Raw genomic sequence first — 19,012 nt, 5'->3', positions numbered from 1 at the left:
CACGCATCATGAGGTACTACGCACGACGGATCACGTTCTACGTGATCACCCTCTGGGCAGCGGTCTCGCTGAACTTCCTGATCCCGAAGCTCATGCCTGGCGACCCCAAGCAGATCTTCATCGACAAGTTCCTGCGCAAGGGCGGCGAGCTGACGCCCCAGATGCAGAACAGCATCGACCTCCTCTTCGGCGCGGACGGCGACGCCTCCCTGTGGGACCAGTACGTGGACTACTGGGGGCGTCTGTTCCAGGGAGATCTCGGGATCTCCATCACGTACTACCCCCAGCCCGTCACCGAGCTGATCGGCCAGGCCCTCCCCTGGACGGTCGGGCTCGTGGGACTCGCGACGATCATCTCGTTCGTCCTGGGTGTCGGGCTGGGGGCGTGGGCCGGCTGGAAGCGCGGCACGTGGGTGGACAGCATCATCCCCGCGTCGACGCTCCTCCAGGCGGTGCCCTACTTCTGGCTCGCCCTCATCCTCGTCTCGGTCTTCTCGGTCTCGACCGGGTGGTTCCCGCGGATCGGCAGCTACGACATCTTCGGCTTCGACAACGGACCCGAGTGGTCGTGGGCGTTCGTCGGCAGCGTGATCTACCACGGGTTCCTGCCCGCGCTGACGATCGTGCTCTCGTCCGTGGGGGGCTGGCTGCTCGGGATGCGCAACATGATGGTGTCCACGCTGTCCGAGGACTACGTCACGACGGCCGAGGCCAAGGGCCTGCGCCGCATGCGCGTCGCGATCACCTACGCGACCCGCAACGCCGCGCTACCGTCGTTCGCCGGGTTCGGCGTCGCGCTGGGGTTCGTCGTGGCGGGGTCGGTGGTCATGGAGCAGGTGTTCAGCTACCCGGGTCTGGGCAAGCTCCTGTTCAACGCGGTCCAGGCGAGCGACTTCGCGCTCATGCAGGGCACGTTCCTCGTGATCACGCTCGCCGTGCTCGCCGCGAACTTCCTCATGGACATCATCTACGGATTCATCGACCCGAGGGCGCGCGCCAATGTCTGACAACATCCGCGACACGGAGATCGTGACCCCCGCCGCCGACGCGGCACCCGTGGCCACGGTCGTGGCCGACGGCCTCGCGCCGGCGACGACGACCGAGGGGATCGTCCCGGACGTGCGGGACGTTCCTGCGGCGCTCGACCAGGACGCCCCCGCCGCGCCCGCGCGCCGGGGCCTGCGGGCGATGCTCCCGCGCCGGTCCGGCAAGCTCACCGCGGGGATCGTCCTCGTGGTCGGCATCCTGCTGTTCACGTTCGTCGCGCCGTTCTTCACGCAGGACCCGCGCTCGACGGCGAACGCGCGGTTCCTGCCGCCGAGCGCCGAGCACCTGCTCGGCACCAACCACATCGGGAACGACATCTTCGCCCAGGTGGCGTACGGCGGGCAGGGCTCGCTCATGGTGGGTCTCGTCGCCGGAGCGATCGCGCTCGTGCTGTCGATCGTGTTCGGCATCGTCGCGGGGTACCGCGGGCGGTTCACCGACGAGGCGCTCTCGCTCGTCACGAACATCATGCTCGTCATCCCGGGCCTGCCGCTCATCATCGTCATCTCGGCGTACCTGCAGACGAGGTCGCTCATCATCGTGGCCGTGATCCTCGGCCTGACGGCCTGGCCGGGCGCGGCGATCGTCCTCCGGATGCAGGCGAAGTCGCTGCGCGCCCGCGACTACGTGTCCGCGGCGCGGGTCGCGGGGGAGAAGACGCCGCGGATCATCCTCGTGGAGATCTTCCCCAACCTCCTGCCGCTGCTCACGGCGCAGTTCCTCGGCGCGGTGCTCCTCGCGATCCTCGCCGAGGCGGGGCTGTCGTTCCTCGGGCTCGGCCCCTCGGGCTCGATCACGTGGGGCACGATCCTCAACCAGGCGAGCGCGAACAACGCGCTGAGCCTCGGCATGTGGTGGTGGTTCGTCCCGCCGGGCCTGCTCATCGCGCTCTTCGGCTGCGGGCTCGCGCTCATCAACTTCAGCCTGGACGAGATCATCAACCCCCGGCTGCGCCTGGGCCCGGCCGCGGTCAAGAGCGTGCGCAAGGCCCGCAAGGCCGGCCTCGCCGCGGACGCGGACCCCGACGGCGCGGGTTCGGACGCCACTGGCGCCGACGGCGGCGACCCTGACGGCACGGACACCGACGCCGACGACGCGAAGGAGACGGTGGGCGCATGACCGCCACGACCACGGCTACCGGGCCGCTGACCAGCGCGGGCCACGCCGCCTACCTCGTCGGCAAGGAGCCGGTGCTCACCGCGCGGCACGTCTCGATCGACTACGAGGTCGAGCCGGTCGTCCACGCCGTCAAGGACGTGTCGCTCACGCTGCACCGTGGCGAGATCCTCGGCCTCGCGGGCGAGTCGGGCTGCGGCAAGACGACGCTCGCATACGGGATCAACCGCCTCCTCAAGCCCCCGGCGCTCCTCACGTCCGGGACGGTGACGTTCCACGACCAGGACGGCGACGACGTCGACGTCGTCGCGCTCTCGGGCGACGCCCTGCGGGCGTTCCGGTGGGACAAGGTCTCCATGGTGTTCCAGGGCGCGATGAACTCGCTCAACCCGGTCATCAGCGTGCGCGACCAGCTCGGGGACGTGCTCAAGACCCACCGGCCCGGGATGTCGCGCAAGGACCGGTCGACCCGGTCCGCGGAGCTCCTCGAGCTCGTGGGGGTCGACCCGCTGCGCCTCGACAGCTACGCGCACGAGCTGTCGGGCGGCATGCGGCAGCGCGTCATGATCGCGATGGCGCTCGCGCTCAACCCGCAGGTCATGATCATGGACGAGCCGACGACGGCGCTCGACGTCGTGGTCCAGCGCGGGATCCTGCGCGAGATCATGCGGCTGCGCGAGCAGCTCGGGTTCGCCGTCGTGTTCATCACGCACGACCTCCCGCTCCTGCTGGAGATCAGCGACCGCATCGCGGTGATGCTCCGCGGCGAGATCGTCGAGATCGACACGGCGGAGTCGATCTTCGAGGGCGCCCAGCACCCGTACACGCGACGCCTGCTGGGCTCGTTCCCGAGCCTCACGGGCGACCGCGGCTCGTTCGTCCGCACGGGCGAGGGCACCGGCGAGAGCCAGGAAGGACCGCACGCATGAGCACCCTCGAGGTCCGCAACCTGGTCAAGGACTTCTCGATCCGCAAGGGGCTGCGCCGCACGCGCCTGCGCGCGGTGAACGACGTGTCGTTCACCCTGGAGCCGGGCAAGACGATCGCGGTCGTCGGGGAGTCCGGCTCGGGCAAGTCGACGGTGGCGCGCATGATCGCCCAGCTCGAGACGCCGACGTCGGGCGAGATCCTGCTGGACGGCACACCGTCCGCGACCCGCGGCCGGGGCCTCGACGCCTACCGGCACGACGTGCAGATGGTGTTCCAGGACCCGTTCGCGTCGCTCAACCCGTTCCACACCGTGGGCCACCACCTCGAGCGGCCGCTGCGCCTGCACAAGGTCGCCCGAGGCCGGCAGGCGCTCGACGCGCGGGTCCACGAGCTCCTGGAGCGCGTGAACCTCACGCCGGCGCCCGTGTTCGCGGCCAAGCAGCCGCACGAGATGTCGGGCGGGCAGCGCCAGCGGGTCGCGATCGCCCGGGCACTCGCGCCGGGTGCGCGCTTCCTCGTGGCCGACGAGCCGGTGTCGATGCTCGACGTGTCGATCCGGCTCGGGGTGCTCAACCTGCTGGCCCGGCTCCAGCGGGAGGAGAACCTCGGGGTCCTCTACATCACGCACGACCTCGCGACCGCGCGGCACTTCAGCGACGAGATCCTCGTGATGTTCCGCGGGAACGTCGTCGAGCGAGGCCCGTCGGACCAGGTGATCCTCGACCCGCAGCACGACTACACCAAGCTGCTCCTCGGTGCGGCGCCCGAGCCGCAGAATCACGGGAAGCTGCGCGAGGAGGTGCGCCGCGAGCTCGCGGCGGCCGCGGCGGGGTCGGGCGACGGCGCCGACCGCGACCGGTTCGGCACGCGCGGCATGTGAGACCGGCGCACCCGCCGCCCGCTCGATCCGGGCGGCGGGTGTCGCCCCGACCGTACGCGTCGGTGGTGGCGCGTACCCGTCGCGCGGGCCAGGTCTGTCGGACGCCCTGGCCCGCGCGCCCTCCTGCGCGCTCGCCGTGGTCCCCGACCCGGACGTGGCGGCCCCGAGGAGACGACCGGCGGGAGACCGCCGGGCGGCGGATGGGTAGGGTCGGGCTCGTGCCCGCCCGTCATCTGCGCCTCGCCCGCCCCGCCGAGTCCCCTGCGCCGTCGCCCTCCGTGGACCCGGCCGCCACCGTGACCGGCGCGCTCGCGGCGCTGCGCCGCGAGATGGAGGTCCCGGAGTCGTTCCCCGCCGCGGTGCTCGCCGAGGCGGAGGCCGTCGTCCGCGACGGCGGCGTCGGCGTCGGCGACGGCCGTGTCGACCTGCGCGACGTCCCGTTCGTGACGATCGACCCGCCCGGGTCGATGGACCTCGACCAGGCGCTCCACCTCGAGCACGCCGGGGACGACCCGGCAGGTCCCGCGGGCGCGGCCTTCGTGGTGCACTACGCCATCGCGGACGTCGGCGCGTTCGTCGCGCCGGGCGGGGCGATCGACGCCGAGGTGCACGAGCGCGGGACGACCCTCTACGCGCCCGACGGCCGCACCCCGCTCCACCCCGCCGTGCTCTCCGAAGGTGCGGCGAGCCTCCTGCCGGACGAGGAGCGCCCGGCGGCGGCGTGGCGCGTCGTGCTCGACGCGCGGGGCGAGATCCTCGACGCGACGGTCCGCCGCGCCGTCGTGCGGTCGACGCGGCGGCTCACGTACGACGAGGCCCAGGCCGCGATCGACGCGGGCGGGTCCGAGGACGCGGGCGGGGCCGCGCTCCTGCTGCTCCGGGAGGTCGGCGAGCTGCGCCTCGCGCGCGAGCGCGAGCGCGGGGGAGTGTCCCTCGAGGTCCCCGAGCAGGAGATCGTCCCGCTCGACGACGGCACGTTCGGCCTCGTGTTCCGCTCGACCCTCCCGGCGGAGGGGTGGAACGCCCAGATCTCGCTGCTCACGGGGATCGCGGCGGCGCGCCTCATGCGCGCGGGCGGGGTCGGCGTCTTCCGGGCGCTGCCCGAGGCCGACCCGCGCGACCTCGCGCGCCTGCGGCGCACGGCGCGCGCCCTCGGGATCAGCTGGCCGCGCGAGACGGCGTACGCCGAGCTCGTGCCGACCCTCGACTCGCGCGTCCCGCGCCACGCGGCGTTCCTCAACGAGGCGACGTCGCTCTTCCGCGGCGCGTCGTACGAGGCGTTCGGGGGGACGGGGCAGGAGCCCGGCGTGCCCGACGACGCCGCCCACGCCGCGATCGGTGCCGAGTACGCGCACGTCACGGCGCCGCTGCGGCGGCTCGTGGACCGGTACGGCACCGAGGTCTGCCTCGCCCTGTGCGCGAGCGAGGACGTGCCGCGCTGGGTGCTCGACGCGCTGCCCGGCCTGCCCCGCACGATGGCGCGGACGGGCCAGCGCGCGGGCTCGTACGAGCGCGCGATCGTCGACGTCGTCGAGGCGGCGCTGCTGAGCGGGCGCGAGGGCGAGGAGTTCGACGGCGTCGTCGTCGACGTCGAGGACGACCGGGAGCGTGGCCGGCGCCTCGAGCGGGAGGGCGGTGACGCGTCGGGTGCGCGGCGCGGCCAGGTGGTGCTCACCGACCCCGCGGTCCGCGCGCCGGTCGAGAGCACCGAGGGCGCCGACCTCCCGCTCGGCGACCCCGTGCGCGCGACGCTGCGCGAGGCGTCGGTGGTGGAGCGCCGCGTCCGGTTCACCGTCGGCTGAGGGTGGGCGGGGCGACCTAGGCTGGTCCTCGTGCCTGCCCGACGACGTACCGACCCGGCCGCCGGCCGCCTCGCCCTGGCGGCGTGGCGCGCCGACCCCGCCGACCGCAAGGCCGTGACGACCGCGGTGCGGTTCACGCTCGAGGAGCTCGCGGACGTGGCGCCCGGGCACACGGTCGAGGTGCGCGTGCCGCCGGCGGGCGCGGTGCAGGCGGTCGAGGGCCCCCGGCACACGCGCGGGACGCCGCCCAACGTCGTGGAGACCGACCCGCAGACGTGGCTCGGCCTCGTGACCGGCACGCTCGCGTGGGCCGACGCCGTCGCGGCCGGCCGTGTCCGGGCCTCGGGCGAGCGCTCCGACATCTCGTGGCTCCTGCCGCTCCAGGCAGCACGCCCTCGCTGAGGTCGCGGTCCGGACCGTGCGTCCGGGACCGGCGTGTTACCGGTGCGTAACGTTCTCGCCCCCAGGTCTGGCGGCGCGCGACGCGGAGGGCTAGCGTCCGATGATGATCGGCCGCCGTCCGTGCGGGCGCTCGCGGCACGACGACGTGCGGCGACGTTCTCGCGGCGGTGACGTGGCAGCAACCGCCCGTTCATCCAGGTGGGGTGCGATGTCCTGCGGAGGCAGGGCGTCGACCCGTCCGAGTCGTGGACTGGATCGACGGACGCGCGACTGCTGCCCGGCCGTCCGCACGAGATGAAGGAGTCAGCGTGACCGACCACCAGCACCTGCGGCGACGGAGGGTGGTGGCGGGCACGTTGACCGTGGCCCTCGCCGCGCCGCTCTCCGTCGCGGCGGCCACCGCCGCGAGCGCGGCACCCGACGGGTCGGGCCTCGTCATCAACGAGGCCTACCTGAGCGGCGGCAGCGCCAACGCCCCCTACACCCACAAGTTCGTCGAGCTGTACAACCCCACGCAGGCGGCGATCGACCTCTCCGGCATGTCGCTCCAGTACCGCTCGGCGACGGGGACGGGCGCCTTCACCGGCGTCACGCCGCTGACCGGCACGGTCGCGCCCGGGGGCTACTTCCTCGTGCAGGGCGGCTCCAACGGGTCGACCGGCGCGGCGCTGCCGACGCCGGACGCGACCGGGGGCCTCAACCCGTCGGGCACGACGGGCACCCTCGCGCTCGTGCGCTCCACCTCGGCGGTCACGCTGCCCGCGGGCAACGCCGCGGGCGCCGCGAACGTCGTGGACCTCGTCGGGTACGGGACCTCGAACACGTTCGAGACCGCCGTGAGCCCCGCGCCGTCGGCCAACAACGTGCCGGCGTCGATCAACCGCACCGGGTTCGCGGACACGGACGACAACAGCAAGGACTTCACGCTCTCCAGCACCGTCACCCCGCAGAACAGCGGTGACGACGGCGGCGGCCCGGGCCCCGAGCCGGGCGAGGTCGTCCCGATCGCGGAGATCCAGGGCACGGGCGCGGCGAGCCCGCTCGTCGGCCAGACCGTCACGACGCGCGGCGTCGTCACCGCGACCTACCCCACGGGCGGCTACGACGGCTTCTACCTGCAGACCGAGGGCACGGGCGGCGACCTCGACGCCTCGCACACGGCGTCGGACGCGATCTTCGTCTACTCCAAGGCGGGCGCCGCGGCCGTGCAGGTCGGCGACCACGTCGAGGTCACGGGCGCCGTGTCCGAGTACTTCACGCTGACCCAGATCACGCCCGCCGCGGGTGGCTGGACGGTCCTCGACGAGGCGGCCGAGGCGGTCAAGCCCGCGAACGTCGCGTTCCCCGCGACCGACGCCGCGCGCGAGGTGCTCGAGGGCATGCTCGTGCAGCCCGCGGGCGACTACGTCGTCGCGGACAACTACGACACGAACTTCTACGGCTCGTTCCTGCTCGCCGCGGGCACGGAACCGTTCGTCCAGCCGACGTCGGCCGGGCGACCGGGCAGCGCGGAGGCCGCGGCCGCGGTCACCGACCGCGCGGCACGGGCCGTCGTGCTCGACGACGGGGCGACGACCAACTTCAACAACACGGCGAACAAGGGCATCCCGCTCCCGTACCTCACGGGCGGGGCACCGGCGCGCGTCGGTGCGGGCGTGTCCTTCACGACGCCCGTCATCCTCGACTACCGGTTCGACGCGTGGACGTTCCAGCCGCTCACGCAGCTCACCGCCGGTGACGGCGGGAACACCGCCACGGTGCAGCCGGCCACGTTCGCGAACACCCGCGAGGACGCCCCGGCCGAGGTCGGCGGGGACCTGTCGGTCGCGACGTTCAACGTGCTCAACTACTTCACGACGACCGGCGACCAGCTCACGGGCTGCACGTACTACACCGACCGCGCGGGCAACCCGATCACGGTCAACCGTGGCTGCGACGCCCGCGGCGCGGCGAACGCCGAGAACCTCGAGCGCCAGGAGACCAAGATCGTCGCCGCGATCGACGCGCTCGACGCCGACGTCGTCGCGCTCATGGAGATCGAGAACTCGACGCCGTTCGGCAAGGACCGCGACCAGGCGCTCTCCGACCTCGTCGACGCGCTCAACGACGCCGCAGGTGCCGACGAGTGGGCCTTCGTCCCGTCGCCGGCCGCGCTGCCGGACGAGGAGGACGTGATCCGGCTCGCGTACATCTACCAGGTGGACGCGGCCGAGCCGGTCGGGGACTCGCGGATCCTGCTCGACGACCCGGCGTTCGTCAACGCGCGCGAGCCGCTCGCGCAGGTGTTCCAGCCGGTCGGCGGGATCTCCGAGGGCGACGACGCGGCGAGCGACGACGTGCTCGTCGTCGCGAACCACCTCAAGTCGAAGGGCTCCGGCACGCCCGTGCTGCCCGGCGACGAGGACTCGGGCGACGGCCAGGGCGCGTTCAACGCGTCGCGCGTCGCGCAGGCGACGGCGCTCGTCGGCTTCGCCGAGGATGTCGCGGCGGACGCGGGCACGGACAAGATCCTGCTCGCGGGCGACTTCAACTCGTACTCCCAGGAGGACCCGCTCGAGGTCCTCAAGGACGCGGGCTACACGGACCTCGGTGAGACGACCGGGGAGCACACCTACCTGTTCGACGGGTACGTCGGGTCGCTCGACCACGTGTTCGCCTCGGCGGGCGCGGCGAGCGCCGTCACCGGCACGGACGTGTGGAACATCAACTCGGTCGAGCCGATCGCCAACGAGTACAGCCGGTACAACTACAACGCGTCGATCCTCTACGACACGACGCCGTTCCGGTCCTCCGACCACGACCCGGTCCTCGTCGGCCTCGCGCTCGGCGACGCCGGGCCGGGCACGACGCAGCTCGACCTGCTGGCGATCAACGACTTCCACGGTCGCATCGACGCCAACACCGTGAAGTTCGCGGGCACGATCGAGCAGCTGCGCGCGGCGAACCCCGACGGGACGGCCTTCGTCTCGGCGGGCGACAACATCGGCGCCTCCCTGTTCGCGTCGGCGCTCCAGCAGGACCAGCCGACGATCGACGTGCTGAACGCGCTCGACCTCGCGGCCTCCGCCGTCGGCAACCACGAGTTCGACCAGGGCTTCGCGGACCTCACCGGCCGCGTGAGCGACGAGGCCGACTGGGCCTACCTGGGCGCGAACGTCTACGACAAGGGCACGACCAACCCGGCCCTGCCCGAGTACCAGGTGGTCGAGATCGACGGGCTCGACGTCGGCTTCGTGGGCGTCGTGACCGAGGAGACCCCGACGCTCGTCACGCCGTCGGGCATCGCGGACCTCGACTTCGGGGACCCGGTCGAGGCGCTCAACCGCGTCACCGCCCAGCTCCAGGACGGCGACCCGGCGAACGGCGAGGCGGACGTGGTCGTGGGCCTCGTCCACGAGGGTGCGTCCGCGGGCACGCCCGACGGCGCGACGCTCGAGGAGGAGGTCGCCGCGGGCGGCGCCTTCGCGGACATCGTCAACGAGACCGACGCGCGCGTCGCGGCGATCTTCACGGGCCACACCCACAAGCAGTACGCGTGGGACGCGCCCGTCCCGGGCGTCCCGGGCAAGACCCGCCCGATCGTCCAGACCGGGAACTACGGCGAGTTCATCGGGCACGTGTCGCTCACCGTGGACACCGCGACCCACGAGGTCACGGCGTACACGGCGCAGAACGTCGCGCGCACGACGACCGACGACGCGACGCTCGTCGCGACGTACCCGCGGGTCGCGGCGGTCAAGACGATCGTCGACGCGGCGCTCAAGCAGGCCGAGATCATCGGCGCGCAGCCGGTGGGCGAGGTCACCGCGGACATCACGACGGCGTTCGCTGGCGGCTCCTACACCGGTCCCGGCGGGACGTACGTGGGCTCGGGCCCGCTGCCGACCACGGGCCGCGACGACCGCGCCTCCGAGTCGACGCTGGGGAACCTCGTCGCCGACTCGCTCCTCGCCACGCTGTCCGACCCGGCGCGTGGCGGGGCCGACATCGGCGTCGTCAACCCGGGCGGGCTCCGCAACGAGCTCTTCCACAACGGCGACGGCGTCATCACCTACGCCGAGGCCAACGCGGTCCTGCCGTTCGTCAACAACCTGTGGACCGTGACCCTCACGGGCGAGCAGGTCGTCGAGATGCTCGAGCAGCAGTGGCAGACGAACCTGGACGGCACGCGCCCGTCGCGTCCGTACCTCGCCCTGGGGCTCTCGGACAACGTGTCGTGGACGGCGGAGACCGCCGACCCGCTCGCGGCGCCCGGGAGCAACGTCTCGTCGGTGACGATCGACGGTGAGCCGATCGACCTCGCGGGCGAGTACCGCGTGGCGACGTTCTCCTTCCTCGCGACCGGCGGCGACAACTTCCGGGTGTTCACCGAGGGCACGGACCCGCGCGACTCCGGTCTGGTCGACCGGGACGCGTGGATCGCGTACCTGCAGCAGAGCTCGCCCGTGTCGCCGTCGTTCGACCGGTCACGCGTGGTGGTCGACGCGCTGCCCGGCACCGTGACCGCGGGCGACGACGTGAGCGTGGGGCTCTCGGGCCTGAACCTCACGTCGCTCGGGTCGCCGGCGAACACGACGGTGGACGGCTACCTCGTCGCGGCGGACGCCACGTTCGACCCGGCGAACCCGGGCACCCCGGCGGGCACCGCCACGGTGACGGGCGGGGCGGCGACGCTGACGGCGACGGTCCCGGCCGACGCCGCGGCGGGCGACTACGACCTCTGGGTCGTGGCCGCGCCGAGCGGCACGACCGCCCGGATCCCGGTCACGGTCGAGGCCGCGACCCCGACGGTGGTGCTCGAGAACCTCGAGGCTTCTGCCCGCTGCATGGGGAAGTTCGTCCACGTCGCGGTCCGGGCGACCAACGGCGAGGACGTCCCGGTCGAGGTCGTCGTCGAGACGCCCTACGGCTCCAAGCGGTTCCCGAACCTCCAGCCGGGCAAGAACGCGTACCAGTCGTTCAACACCCGGGCCACGTCGGTCGAGGGCGGGACGGTGACCTTCACCGCCACGCTGGACGGCGTGACGCAGGAGTACGAGGTCCCCTTCCAGGGCCAGACCTGCGGCTGACGGTTCGCTGACGCCGTGCGGCGCCGCCCACGAGGCGGCGCCGCGTCCCGCGACCCGGGTCCCGTCCGACGGGCCCGGGTCGCGGTGCGTGCGGGACCGACGCCGTGGGCCGCCCGTCCCGCTCCCCGAGAGACGGAGCTCCCAGCAACCGCGGGTAGGGTCGTGGCCGTGAGCTCCGAGCAGTCCCCCGTGCCCGACGACGGCGCCCCCGACCGGTCCACGACGCCGGACACCGCCGACGACACCGCCAACGACACCGCGTCAGACGCCGCGCCCGACGCGGTGCGTGAGGCCGTGCCGACGGTGCCCGCCGAGGCGTCCGACGACTCTGCCGAGGCGTCGGACGAGGTCGAGCTCGAGACCGTCGTGGACCCGACGACCGTCCGCCGCGCGCCGCGCTACGGGGCGTTCTTCACGGTCGGCGTGGTGCTGGGCACGGTGCTCGGCCTCGGGATCGGCGGCGCCTGGCTGCAGTCGCCCGCCGCCGCCCCGGTCTTCAAGCCGGGCGTGTACTTCACCGTCATCGTCGTCACGTGCGCCGCGCTCGGCGCGGCCGTCGCCGGCCTGTGGGCGGTTCTCGCAGACCGGCGGAGCCTGCGCGGGCGTCGCTGACCCGTCCCGTCACCGGGCGCCGCGCCCGGGCGTCAGCCGGGTCCGTCGTCCCCCACGTGCCAGCGCTCGCGCACCCGGGCGCGGTAGCGCGCCGCCCGCGCCACGCCGACCACGACGACGCAGAGCGCCGCGAGGGTCACGGTGACCAGGACCGCCGCCGTGGCGACGAACGGCACCCCGTCGACCAGGAGCGCGACGCCGCCGCCCGCGAGGCCGGCCAGGACGGAGGGCGCGAGCATCCCGGAGCCGGCCAGCAGCACGAGGGCGACCGTCGTGGACGCCGACCACGGCGACAGGAGCTCCCGGACGACGTCGTCGGCGGGCGGCGCGGACGGCTCCGGGGAGCGCAGGAGCACGAGCCCCGCGCGGCGCTGCCGTCCGTGTCGTGACACCGGGAGCAGCAGCCACACCGCGCCGAGGAGCAGCGCAGCCCCGACCAGCGCACCGCCCACGCCGACGAGGACGTCGATCGACACCTCGCCCACCGGCCCGAAGTGCCGGTCCGGGCCGAACTTGCGGGGGTGTCGCATCCACAGGCCGATCAGGAACAGGACGACGCCGAGCATGCCGGCGCCGCCCAGCACGGCGGCCGTCCGGTCGTTCCGCAGCGCGACCCGCCCGTCGGGCCGCGCGGGCGCGGACGGGCCGAGCGCGGCGCGCCGACGACGCTCGGCCTCCTGGGCGAGGCGCACCTCGTTCGGCCCCCACGTCGTGCGCACGACGTCCTGCCAGGCGGACCAGCGCGCGCGCAGCCCGGGCAGGAGCAGCAGGCCGGTCGCGCTCACGACCCCGACCACGGCGGAGACCACGACGGTCGGGGTGCGCTCGGCGTCGTCAGGGTCCATCGCGAAGAGCCCGACCGCTCCGGCGAGGAGCGCGAGCACGAGGTACGTCCAGACGAGCCCGGCGAGCGCCCCCGCCGGGCTCGACTCCGCCACGCGCCGCCGCACCGAGTGCGGTGGGACGTCGGTGCGGGGTCGCCCCTCGCCCAGCAGGGTGTGGGTGACGGCGAGCGTCGCCGCAGCGTGCACCGGCACGAAGACCGGCACGGCGACCGCGAGGACCAGGACCCACCAGCCGATCGTCGAGCGCAGGACCTCGTCGGCCTCGTACCGCCCGCCGGAGACCAGCTCACCACCGACGAGCCCGAGCCCGAGGAGGACGAGGAACCCGAGGACCGTGCCGACGAGGAACGCCCCGGCGCCTGCCGTGAGGCCGTCGAGCCGGGCCGGGCCCGCGGCGGCGCGGACCTCCACGAACCGGTAGGCCGCCCGCTCGCGGCGGTGCCGAGGTCGGTCGTCGCGGTCCCGGCCGTCGCCGTCCCGAGGGGAGCGGTCGACGCGGGAGGGAGCCACGCGGGCAGGATAGCGAGCGGTTCGTGGCGTCGGGGCGGCACCCGGGCCGCGACGGGGCCGCGTCGGGCCCCGTCGGGGCGGTGCGGGAGCGCAGGGTCAGCCGGGGACCGACGCGCCGACCGGTCGGGGAGCGACGGACGTCGGCGCGCCCGCGGCCGGGGCGAGCCGGACGGCGACGCCCGGCGCGAGACCCAGCGTCCGGGCCTCCGCGCGGGTCACGACGACGGACACCACCTCGTCCTCGGTGGCCACCTCGGCGCGCACCTCGAAGCCCACGCGCGTCGTGCGAGTCACGACCCCGGTCACGGGGCCGCCCGGACGGGACGGCACCGCGCCGTCCGGGGTGCCCTCCGTGGCGCCCTCGGGCAGCACCTCGACGTGCACGTCGTGGGGTCGCACGAGCACGCCGCCGAGGCGCGTCACCGGCCCGAGGAAGCTCATCACGAAGTCGTTCGCGGGGCGGTCGTAGAGGTCGTCGGGCGTGCCGACCTGCTCGATGCGGCCCTCGTTGACGACGACGATCTCGTCGGCGACCTCCAGCGCCTCCTCCTGGTCGTGCGTGACGAACACCGTGGTCACGGGGATCTCGTCGTGCAGGCGGCGCAGCCAGTCGCGCAGCTCCTTGCGGACCTTGGCGTCGAGGGCGCCGAACGGCTCGTCGAGCAGGAGGACGCTCGGCCGGATCGCGAGGGCGCGCGCGAGCGCCATGCGCTGGCGCTGCCCGCCGGAGAGCTGCGACGGCAGCCGGTGCGCGAAGCTCTCGAGGTGCACGAGCCGCAGCAGCTCGTCGACGCGCTCGGCGATCTCGGCCTTCGGCGTGCGGCGGATCTCGAGCCCGAACGCCACGTTCCGTGCGACGGTCAGGTGCTTGAACGCGGCGTAGTGCTGGAAGACGAAGCCCACGTTGCGGCGTCGGGCCGGCAGGTTCGTCGCGTCGCGGCCCTCGATCTCGATCTCGCCGGAGTCGGGCACCTCGAGGCCGGCGACGACGCGCAGGAGCGTCGACTTGCCGCCGCCGCTCGGGCCGAGCAGCGCGGTGAGGCGACCGGTGGGGACGGACACGGAGACGTCGTCGAGCGCGACGAAGTCGCCGAAGGTCTTGCGGACGTTGCGGATCTCGATGCTCATGCGTCGGCCTCCGTGGTGGCGGCGGTTCGGGGGGCGGGGCGGCGGGTGCGGTGGCCGGCGGCGTCGTCCGAGCGCAGGAAGGTCACCGCGACGATGCACGCGACGGACACGGACGCGAGGAGGAACGCGACCGCGTAGGCCGTGCCCTGCTCGAAGTCCTGGTAGCGCTGCTCGACGAGGAGCGTGGACGTCTGGGTGCGGCCCTCGAAGTTGCCGGACACCACCTTGACGGCACCGAACTCGCCGAGCGCCCGGGCGAGCGTGAGCACGACGCCGTAGACGACCGCCCACTTGATCGCGGGCAGGGTGATGCGCCGGAAGGTCTGGAACCAGCTCGCCCCGAGGCTCGTCGCGGCGAGCTCCTCGTCGGTGCCGAGCTCGGTGAGCACGGGCACGACCTCGCGGATCACGAGCGGGAGGCACACGAACGCCGTCGCGAGGACGATGCCGGGCGGCGCGAAGATCACCTGGAGCCCGGCGTCCTCGAGCGCGCCACCGAACCAGCCGTTCTTCCCGTACACGAGGACGAGCGAGAGCCCGACGACGATGGGGGAGACCGAGAGCGGGAGGTCGAGCAGGGCGTTGAGGAGGGCCTTGCCCGGGAAGTCGTAGCGCACGATGAGCATCGAGATCCCGACGCCGAAGACCGTGTTGACGAGCACCACCTGCACCGCGACGGCCGCGGTGAGCTGGAGGGCGAAGACCACGGACGGATCGGTGAGCGCGCGCTGGAAGGTCTCGAGGCCGTCCGCGAACGCGCCGCGCACGACGAGCGAGACGGGCCACCCGACGAGCAGCACCAGGTACACGACGACCACGGCGCGCAGCGTGCGGCGCACCCAGGGGGAGCTATCCACGGCGGGCCACCCTTCGCTGGAGGAGCTGGATCGTCGCGATGACGAGGAGGGACACGAGCAGGAGCACCGACGCGACGGCCGCCGCCTGCTCGGGCTGGCCGTTCTCCAGGTAGCTGAGGATGCGGACCGAGCCGACCTCGGTGCGCATCGGCAGGTTGCCGGAGAGCAGGACGAGCGCGCCGTACTCGCTGATCGCGCGCGCGAACGACAGCGCCGCGCCTGCGGTGATCGCGGGGGCGAGCGCGGGGAGGACGACGCGGCGGAAGGTCGTGAAGCGGGTGGCGCCGAGCGACGCGGCGGCCTCCTCGACGTCGCGGTCGAGCTCGGCGAGCACGGGCTGCACGCTGCGGACCACGAAGGGGAGGGTGACGAAGAGGAAGGCGAGGAAGACCGCGGCGCGCGTGTTGGCGACGTCGATCCCGAGCGGGCCCGACGGCCCGTACAGCGCGAGCAGCACGAGCCCGGCGACGATCGTCGGGAGCGCGAACGGGATGTCGATGAGGACCTCGAGGAGCCGCTTCCCGGGGAACCGGTCGCGCACGAGGACCCAGGCGATGAGCGTGCCCATGACGACGTTGACGGCCGTCACGGCGAGCGCCTGCGTGACGGTGAGGGTCAGCGCCGCGGCGGTCTGCGGCTGCGTGACCGCGGCGACGAAGGCGGGCCAGCCGCCGACCGACGTCTCGACGAGCACGGCGATCAGGGGTATGAGCGCGAGCGCCGAGAACCACACGAGCGCGACCCCGAGCCCGAGGCCCGAGGCCGCGGTCAGGCGGTAGGGGCCGTTGGGCGTCCGACGTGCCCGGCGGACCCGGCGGGGCCGGGACGCGGCCGGAGCCGGGCGGCGCTCGCGCGCCGCCCGGCCCGGTCGTTCAGCGAGGGTCGAGGACACGGGTCACTGCTTCCCGGTCTCGGCCTGGATCTTCGTCACGAGGCCCTCGTCGCCGAAGAACTTGTCGTTGGTCGCGGACCAGCCGCCGAAGTCGTCGGCGATGGTGAGGAGCGTCGGGACGGCCGGGAACGGGTCGCTCGGGTCGTTGGCGCCCTCGACATCGAAGTCGACGTCGCCGGTCAGGGGGCGGAAGCCCACGTGCGCGAACGCCTCCTGGCCCTCGGGCGTGAGCACGAAGTCGAGGTAGCTCTGGGCCTTCGGGTCGGCGTCGACCGTCACCGCGGCCGGGTTCTCGATGAGGAGCGTCTGGTCCGGGACCACGTAGTCGAACGTCTCGCCGTTCTGCCGCGCGAGGATCGCCTCGTTCTCGTAGGAGAGGAGGACGTCGCCCGTGCCAGACGTGAACGCGGTCGTCGCGTCGCGACCGCTGCCCGGGAGCGCGACGGCGTTGGTGAAGAACTTCCGCAGGTACTCGGTCGCGTCCTCCTCCGAGCCGCCGTTCGCGATGACGCTGCCCCAGCCGGCGAGGATGTTCCAACGGGCCGAGCCGGACGAGCCGGGGTTGGGGGTGACGATCTCGACGCCGGGCTGGACGATGTCCTCCCAGCTCTGGATGTTCTTCGGGTTGCCCTCGCGCACCACGAGCACGACGACCGACTGGCTGACGATGCCCTTGTTCTCGCCCGCGTTCCAGTCCTCGGCGACGAGGCCGGCGTCGACGAGGCGCGTGACGTCGCCCTCGAGCGAGAAGTGCACGTAGTCGGCCTCCAGCCCGTCGGCGACGGCGCGGCTCTGGTCGCCGGAGGCGCCGTACGACGTCTCCCACGTGACGCCCTGGCCGTCCTCGGTCTCGCCCCACAGCTCCTGCGCGGCGTCGTTGCCCGCCTTGGGCACGGCGAAGCCGACCAGGGAGAGGGTCGTGGGCTCGACGTCGGAGCTCGCGTCGCCGCTCGCGTCACCACCGCCGGACCCGTCGACGACGGTCGGCGCGCAGGCGGTGAGGACCAGGGCGGTGGCTGCCGCGGCAGCCGCGAGGGTGATCGTCGTCCGGAGGCGTCGCATGGTGTCGTCCTTCGTCGGGGTCCCGGGGAAGCCGGGAACGGGTGGTCGTGCAGGGGCGGAGCGGGTGCTCGGTCAGGTGATCGAGCGGGACGGCCGAGGCAGCCTGCGCGATACTCGACTGCCGCGGTCGGGTAAGTCGAGATTCAAGCGCGGCGTTCCCACGCAGCGAAACCCCTGCCCGACAGGTGGGACGACGTAACGCCTCCGTGAACGCCTGCCCGACGGCACCGCGGTCGCGCGCGGGGGCCTGCCGTCCGCATGACCTCGCGCTTCGGTCCCGACGCGCCTGCTGTGGGACACTGAGGTACGTGGCCCCCCGCGGAGATGGACTTCTCAACCACGACCTCATGCCCGGCGAGAAAGGCCCCCAGGACGCCTGCGGCGTCTTCGGTGTCTGGGCGCCCGGCGAAGAGGTCGCCAAGCTCGCCTACTTCGGGCTGTACGCGTTGCAGCACCGAGGCCAGGAGTCGGCCGGCATCGCCACCAGCAACGGTGAGCAGATCCTGGTCTACAAGGACATGGGACTCGTCTCCCAGGTGTTCGACGAGACGGCCCTCAACGCCCTGACGGGGCACATCGCCGTCGGGCACTGCCGGTACTCGACCACGGGCGGCGTGACGTGGGAGAACGCCCAGCCGACGCTCGGCGCCACCGCGTCCGGGACCGTCGCGCTCGGGCACAACGGCAACCTCACCAACTCCGCGGAGCTCGTCAACCTCGTCGCGGAGCGCTACGGCAGCCAGCGCCGCGGCGAGCTCGCGCGCGGCAACACCACGGACACGGCGCTCGTCACCGCGCTCCTCGCGGGCGACGCGGACCACACGCTCGAGGCCACGGCGCTCGAGGTGCTGCCGCGCCTGCGCGGCGCCTTCTCGCTCGTCTTCATGGACGAGCGCACCCTCTACGCCGCACGCGACCCGCAGGGCGTGCGCCCGCTCGTCCTCGGCCGCCTCGAGCGCGGCTGGGTCGTGGCGAGCGAGACGCCGGCGCTCGACATCGTCGGCGCGTCGTTCGTGCGCGAGGTCGAGCCGGGCGAGCTCATCGCGATCGACGCGGACGGTCTGCGCTCGCAGCGCTTCGCGCCGGCCGAGCGTGCGGGCTGCGTCTTCGAGTACGTCTACCTCGCGCGCCCCGACACCTCGATCAACGGTCGCTCCGTGCACGCCGCGCGCGTCGAGATGGGCCGCCAGCTCGCGCGCGAGCACTCCGTCGAGGCCGACCTCGTCATCCCCGTCCCCGAGTCCGGCACGCCCGCCGCGGTGGGCTACGCCGCCGAGTCGGGCATCCCGTTCGGCCAGGGGCTGACCAAGAACGCCTACGTCGGGCGCACGTTCATCCAGCCGTCGGACACGCTGCGCCAGCTCGGCATCCGGCTCAAGCTCAACCCGTTGCGCGACGTCATCCGCGGCAAGCGCCTCGTCGTCGTCGACGACTCGATCGTGCGCGGCAACACGCAGCGCGCGCTCATCCGCATGCTCCGCGAGGCCGGTGCGGCGGAGGTGCACGTGCGCATCAGCTCGCCGCCCGTGAAGTGGCCGTGCTTCTACGGCATCGACTTCGCGTCGCGCGCCGAGCTCATCGCCAACGGCCTCTCGCCCGACGAGATCGGGCAGTCGCTCGGCGCCGACAGCCTGGGCTACATCTCGACCGAGGGCATGATCTCGGCGACCGAGCAGCCGTCGTCGCAGCTCTGCACGGCGTGCTTCACCGGGAAGTACCCCATCGAGCTGCCGCCGGACGACCAGCTCGGCAAGCACCTCCTCGAGCAGGCCGAGCTCCCGCTCGGCGCGCCCGAGGACGGGCTGCGCAGCCTGGCGGTGACCGCCGGCGGGGCCGGCGCGCTCCAGCACCCGTGAGCTC

At 73.4% G+C, this 19,012-nt stretch carries 14 protein-coding genes; 9 read left to right on the top strand and 5 right to left on the bottom strand.

The features are described from left to right. Positions 1 to 8: 8 nt before the first annotated feature. The 8 genes from NF338_RS03395 to NF338_RS03360 all read left to right on the top strand — a co-directional run bounded on the left by NF338_RS03395 (position 9) and on the right by NF338_RS03360 (position 11,858). Entirely contained in the window at positions 9 to 1,007 is a 999-nt protein-coding gene (locus tag NF338_RS03395) for an ABC transporter permease (protein ID WP_047231353.1), read from the top strand. Further along, positions 1,000 to 2,166, top strand: a complete 1,167-nt coding sequence (locus NF338_RS03390) for an ABC transporter permease (RefSeq protein WP_264029502.1) — start codon at positions 1,000 to 1,002, stop codon at positions 2,164 to 2,166. The genes NF338_RS03395 and NF338_RS03390 overlap by 8 nt, the downstream gene beginning before the upstream one ends. Further along, the gene (locus NF338_RS03385; protein ID WP_264029501.1) at positions 2,163 to 3,092 is read left to right on the top strand and encodes an ABC transporter ATP-binding protein; all 930 of its coding nucleotides are present in this window, start codon (positions 2,163 to 2,165) and stop codon (positions 3,090 to 3,092) included. The genes NF338_RS03390 and NF338_RS03385 overlap by 4 nt, the downstream gene beginning before the upstream one ends. Then, complete coding sequence (locus NF338_RS03380; RefSeq protein ID WP_264029500.1) at positions 3,089 to 3,973, top strand: ABC transporter ATP-binding protein; 885 nt, start codon at positions 3,089 to 3,091, stop codon at positions 3,971 to 3,973. The genes NF338_RS03385 and NF338_RS03380 overlap by 4 nt, the downstream gene beginning before the upstream one ends. A 218-nt stretch (positions 3,974 to 4,191) precedes the next feature. After that, a complete protein-coding gene (locus NF338_RS03375) occupies positions 4,192 to 5,775 on the top strand; it encodes an RNB domain-containing ribonuclease (protein ID WP_318782942.1) in 1,584 nt (527 codons plus the stop codon). A gap of 30 nt (positions 5,776 to 5,805) precedes the next feature. Beyond that, positions 5,806 to 6,177 (top strand): sterol carrier family protein, encoded by a 372-nt coding sequence (locus tag NF338_RS03370; RefSeq protein WP_264029499.1) that lies wholly within the window; start codon positions 5,806 to 5,808, stop codon positions 6,175 to 6,177. 308 nt (positions 6,178 to 6,485) lie between these two features. Continuing rightward, positions 6,486 to 11,246: an ExeM/NucH family extracellular endonuclease gene (locus tag NF338_RS03365; protein ID WP_264029498.1), complete on the top strand. Its 4,761-nt coding sequence runs from the start codon at positions 6,486 to 6,488 to the stop codon at positions 11,244 to 11,246. A gap of 168 nt (positions 11,247 to 11,414) precedes the next feature. After that, a complete protein-coding gene (locus NF338_RS03360; protein WP_264029497.1) occupies positions 11,415 to 11,858 on the top strand; it encodes a hypothetical protein in 444 nt (147 codons plus the stop codon). 32 nt (positions 11,859 to 11,890) lie between these two features. On the opposite strand, the gene NF338_RS03355 is transcribed toward NF338_RS03360, so the two are convergent. The 5 genes from NF338_RS03355 to NF338_RS03335 form a co-directional block, all read right to left on the bottom strand. Further along, the gene (locus NF338_RS03355) at positions 11,891 to 13,213 is read right to left on the bottom strand and encodes a hypothetical protein (protein ID WP_264029495.1); all 1,323 of its coding nucleotides are present in this window, start codon (positions 13,211 to 13,213) and stop codon (positions 11,891 to 11,893) included. Between the two features lie 96 nt (positions 13,214 to 13,309). Further along, positions 13,310 to 14,341, bottom strand: coding sequence for a sulfate/molybdate ABC transporter ATP-binding protein (locus tag NF338_RS03350; protein ID WP_264029493.1), 1,032 nt, complete (start codon positions 14,339 to 14,341; stop codon positions 13,310 to 13,312). After that, positions 14,338 to 15,198 carry a sulfate ABC transporter permease gene (locus tag NF338_RS03345; RefSeq protein WP_264029491.1) on the bottom strand — a complete coding sequence of 287 codons (861 nt, stop codon included), beginning with the start codon at positions 15,196 to 15,198 and terminating at the stop codon, positions 14,338 to 14,340. The genes NF338_RS03350 and NF338_RS03345 overlap by 4 nt, the downstream gene beginning before the upstream one ends. Continuing rightward, entirely contained in the window at positions 15,191 to 16,090 is a 900-nt protein-coding gene (gene cysT, locus NF338_RS03340) for a sulfate ABC transporter permease subunit CysT (RefSeq protein ID WP_264029490.1), read from the bottom strand. The genes NF338_RS03345 and cysT overlap by 8 nt, the downstream gene beginning before the upstream one ends. Positions 16,091 to 16,093: 3 nt before the next feature. Further along, a complete protein-coding gene (locus tag NF338_RS03335; protein WP_264029489.1) occupies positions 16,094 to 17,152 on the bottom strand; it encodes a sulfate ABC transporter substrate-binding protein in 1,059 nt (352 codons plus the stop codon). Between the two features lie 308 nt (positions 17,153 to 17,460). Here NF338_RS03335 and purF point away from each other — a divergent pair, with 308 nt between their 5' ends. Then, positions 17,461 to 19,008: an amidophosphoribosyltransferase gene (purF, locus tag NF338_RS03330; protein ID WP_264029488.1), complete on the top strand. Its 1,548-nt coding sequence runs from the start codon at positions 17,461 to 17,463 to the stop codon at positions 19,006 to 19,008. Positions 19,009 to 19,012 lie beyond the last annotated feature (4 nt).

Origin of the sequence: Cellulosimicrobium sp. SH8, from assembly GCF_025818875.1 — a bacterium.
GTDB lineage: Bacteria > Actinomycetota > Actinomycetes > Actinomycetales > Cellulomonadaceae > Cellulosimicrobium > Cellulosimicrobium cellulans_D.
The sequence above is the reverse complement of the archived record's forward strand: the minus strand, read 5'-3'. Positions and strand labels throughout refer to the sequence as shown.